This is a genomic window from Dietzia sp. DQ12-76, assembly GCF_014145045.1.
Lineage (GTDB): Bacteria > Actinomycetota > Actinomycetes > Mycobacteriales > Mycobacteriaceae > Dietzia.
In genome coordinates, this window is record NZ_JAALDV010000307.1 from 1 (window position 1) to 3,852 (window position 3,852).

At 70.2% G+C, this 3,852-nt stretch carries 4 protein-coding genes and 1 tRNA gene; 2 read left to right on the forward strand and 3 right to left on the reverse strand.

Going from position 1 to position 3,852, the window contains the following annotated elements:
* The 3 genes from G6019_RS10935 to G6019_RS17670 all read right to left on the reverse strand — a co-directional run.
* On the reverse strand, positions 1 to 781 hold a 781-nt coding region (locus G6019_RS10935; protein WP_182627581.1), incomplete at its 3' end, for a PP2C family protein-serine/threonine phosphatase.
* Positions 778 to 1,236 (reverse strand): FHA domain-containing protein FhaB/FipA, encoded by a 459-nt coding sequence (locus G6019_RS10940; protein WP_107755257.1) that lies wholly within the window; start codon positions 1,234 to 1,236, stop codon positions 778 to 780. The genes G6019_RS10935 and G6019_RS10940, both read right to left, overlap by 4 nt.
* Before the next feature lie 86 nt (positions 1,237 to 1,322).
* Positions 1,323 to 2,201 (reverse strand): DUF3662 and FHA domain-containing protein, encoded by an 879-nt coding sequence (locus tag G6019_RS17670; RefSeq protein ID WP_107755258.1) that lies wholly within the window; start codon positions 2,199 to 2,201, stop codon positions 1,323 to 1,325.
* A 210-nt stretch (positions 2,202 to 2,411) separates the two neighbouring features.
* On the opposite strand from G6019_RS17670, the gene G6019_RS10950 reads away from it, so the two are divergent.
* Both G6019_RS10950 and G6019_RS17340 read left to right on the forward strand, forming a co-directional pair.
* Positions 2,412 to 2,494, forward strand: a tRNA-Leu gene (locus tag G6019_RS10950).
* Between the two features lie 496 nt (positions 2,495 to 2,990).
* On the forward strand, positions 2,991 to 3,852 hold an 862-nt coding region (locus G6019_RS17340; protein WP_241726001.1), incomplete at its 3' end, for a Re/Si-specific NAD(P)(+) transhydrogenase subunit alpha.

Sequence of the window (3,852 nt, forward strand, 5' to 3'; positions counted from 1 at the left end):
CGATCTCGCCGGGCTCGTCCGTCGAGGCCGCGCCCACGACCACGGGCACGACCGAACCGCCGCGTGGGGAGTCGACCACGTCTGCCACGACGACCGTCACGTTGTCGGGCCCTCCCGAGCGCAGCGCGAGCTGGACCAGGCGCTCGGCGGCGGCGTCGGCGGAGCCGGTGGCGAGGGTCTCGGCGATGGTCTCGGTGCTCACCGGGTCGGACAGGCCGTCCGAGCAGAGGAGGTAGCGATCTCCCACCCGGGCTTCCCGGACGGCGGTGGTGGGCTCGACGGGCTCGCCGGTGAGAGCCTTGAGGATGAGCGAGCGGCGCGGGTGCACGTGGGCTTCCTCGGCGGTGAGCTCGCCGCGGTCCACGAGTGACTGGACGAAGGTGTCGTCCTTGGTGATCTGCGTGAGGACGCCGTCGCGGAGCAGGTACGCACGTGAGTCGCCCACGTGGAGCAGCCCCATGCGTCGCCCGTCGAAGAGCAGCGCGGTCAGCGTGCAGCCCATCCCGTCGGCCTCCGGATGCGCCTCGACGTGCGCGGCGATCGCCCGGTTGCCCTCGTTCATCGCCCTGCTGAGCGCGCCGGCGAGGTCGGAACCGGGTTGGTCCTCGTCGAGCCTGGCCAGGGTCGCGACCATGATCTGACTGGCCAGCTCGCCCGCGGCGTGGCCCCCCATGCCGTCGGCCAACACGAGGACGCGGGGAGCGGCGTAGGCGGAGTCCTCGTTGTTCTCGCGCACCATCCCCGTGTGTGAGCGGGCGGCGTAGCTGAGCGACGGGGTCACGCGCGCAGCTCGATCACGGTCTTGCCGATCCGGATCGGCGTGCCCGCGGCCACCTTGACCGGTGTCGTCACCCGCGATCTGTCCAGATAGGTGCCGTTGGTCGAACCCAGGTCCTCGAGGAACCAGTCCGGCCCGTGGGGGGACAGCCTGGCGTGCTGGTTGGACGCGTAGTCGTCGTCGATCACCAATGTGCACGAGTCGGCGCGGCCGAGCAGGACCGGCTGCTCGGAGAGGGTGATGCGGGTTCCGGCCAGGGCGCCCTGTGTGACGACGAGGTGGCGTATCGCCTTGGTGCCGCGGCCGAGGAATCCACCACGACGCTCACCCTGGCCACCCGACCTCATCCCGACGTTGCCGAAGACATCGGTCTTCAGCGCGCGCAGGACGAGGTAGATGAACAGCCACAGCATCACCAGGAGGAGGCCACGCGAGAGTTGCAGAACGAGTCCCTGCACGAGTTCGGTCCTCCCTCTCCGGTCAGGTCACCTCGGGCAACGTGTGATCGCCCCCGGAGGTTCCCGGGGGTCCATGCCTGTCGAGGCTAGTCGAACCGGACGGTGATCTCCGAGTGTCCTACCCGGATCACGTCGCCGTCCGCCAGCTGCCAGTCCTGCACGGGGCCCTCGTTGACCGTGGTCCCGTTGGTGGAGCCCAGGTCGGACAGGACCGCCTCGCGGCCGTCGAAGTGGATGTCCGCGTGCTGCCGGGACACCCCGGTGTCCGGCAGGCGGAAGGCGGCGTCCTGGCCGCGTCCGAGCAGGTTGGACCCGCGCTGGAGACGGAACGTCCGACCGGATCCGTCCTCGAGGTGAAGTGTCACCGAGAGCGAGGCGCGTCCCTGGGTGATCTGCGTGGGGGCGTCGGACGGGCCGCCCCACCCGGTGTTCTGGGCTGCGGATCCGGAGCGGGTGGCGACGGGGTAGTTGGAGGCGGGTGCCTTCATGGGGTGTCTCTCCTGACTGGCGTCCGGCGGCGCGGGGACCGGCGACGACGGAGCCGGATGGCCCGGTGCCGGCGCCGGCGCGGCGGCCGAGATGTGGAAGGGGACCGCGTCGGGGTCCACGACCCCGTTGATGCGCAGCTGCCCGGTGTGGAGGTCGTCGCGCTCGACGAACGTGACCGTGACCGGGCCGTAGGTCTCCCACCCCTGCTCCGCGATGTGATCCGAGAGGTGGCGGGAGAAGGTCTTGACGGCCAGGGCCTCGTCCTCCGTGAAGGACGCGTAGTCCGACCGGGCGAGGGTGATGGTGTAGCTGTTGGAGACGAGCAGGTGACCGTCGACCACCTTGAGCGAGGCCTCCGCCTGCCTGCGTAGCTGTGACTCCACCTCGGCCGCGACCACCTTGCCACCGAAGAGTCGGGCGAAGGCGTCCCCCACCGCACCCTGGAGTGTGCGTTCGAACTTGCCGACGATTCCCATGAGTGCCTCCTCTTCTGTGGTGTGTGCCCGGTTCCGCGGTGTGCGTCTGGTTCGTCCGCCCCGCCACTCGTGTGGGCGGCATCCGGTCGATCATAGAGGCGGGAGCGGCCCGAAGCACGCCTCAAAACACCCCGGGGGCCGCGTGACCGTGCTCCACCAGCGGATTGGTACGGCCGGTGTGGCGCGTGTTAACGTATTCGGGCGTTACTCGGGCGAGTGGCGGAATGGCAGACGCGCTGGCTTCAGGTGCCAGTGTCCTTCGGGACGTGGGGGTTCAAGTCCCCCTTCGCCCACACATCCAGTGCAGCCGGGTTGCCCCGGAGAAGCCGGCCGACAGGCCGGCTTCATGCATTTCCGGGCGCGACAGAGCTCCGGCGGAGGGTGGTCGGACGGCGTCCACCCCACCTGAATCAAGTTCAATTCTTGTCGTGTCGTAAGCTCATCCAGACGTGCTCCCGGGTAGCGGCACCACCATGCCGAGGCCCGGAGGGCATTGCCGACCAGGTGGACGGAGCAGAGAGCACCCTCTCGCCCGCCCTGCCCGCGAGCTCGTACCCCGGCTCGCATCGAACTGATCGCCCGTGATGAAAGGTCCGAGACCGGTTTCCGACGCGATCCCGGATGACCCCACGCCGGGGCCGGCAACCGTGTAAGGATCGGACATCGTTCGTGGTCGGTCGTGCCGGTCTACCTGCGTCGCCCCATCACAACGCTGTCCTCCACAACGCTGTCTTCCACAATGCTGTCGAAGGAACCCCCATGGCCTCGAGCCTCGAAGAGATCCCCGATATGTCCCCGCAGACCGAGGTGCCGGATCCCGCCGCCGCCCCCTCGGTGATCGGCGTGGTCGCCGAGTCCGATCCCTCGGAGAGGCGGGTGGCCGCCACGCCGGCGACGGTGGCGAAGCTGATCGGCCTGGGATACCGGGTCGTGGTGGAGAACGGGGCGGGAACCCGCGCCGAGTTCTCCGACGCGGCCTACGCCGACGCCGGCGCCGACCTGGTCGACGGCGACACCGCCTGGTCGAGCGACGTCGTGATGAAGGTCGCCGTCCCCACCGAGACCGAGGTGACGCGACTGCGGCCGGGCGCCACCCTCGTCGGACTCCTGGCGCCCGCTCAGAACGAGCGGTTGCTGTCCGTCCTGGCCGAGCGCGGGGTCACCGCACTGGCGATGGACGCGGTTCCGCGGATCTCCCGTGCGCAGTCGATGGACGTCCTGTCCTCCATGGCCAACATCGCCGGCTACCGCGCCGTGATCGAGGCCGCCCACCACTTCGGCCGGTTCTTCACCGGACAGGTCACCGCGGCGGGCAAGGTCCCGCCGGCGAAGGTGCTGGTGGCCGGTGCGGGCGTGGCGGGTCTGGCGGCGATCGGTGCGGCCAGCAGCCTCGGCGCGATCGTCCGCGCGACCGATCCGCGTCCCGAGGTGGCCGACCAGGTCAAATCGATCGGTGGCGAGTACCTGCCGGTCGAGGTCCCCGACGAGGAGAAGGTCGTCTCCACGGACGGGTACGCCAAGGCGACGAGCGAGGCCTACGACCGGGCGGCGGCGGCCCTGTACTCGGCCCAGGCGGCCGACGTGGACATCGTCATCACCACCGCGCTGATCCCGGGCCGGGCGGCCCCGCGCCTGCTCACCGCCGCGGACG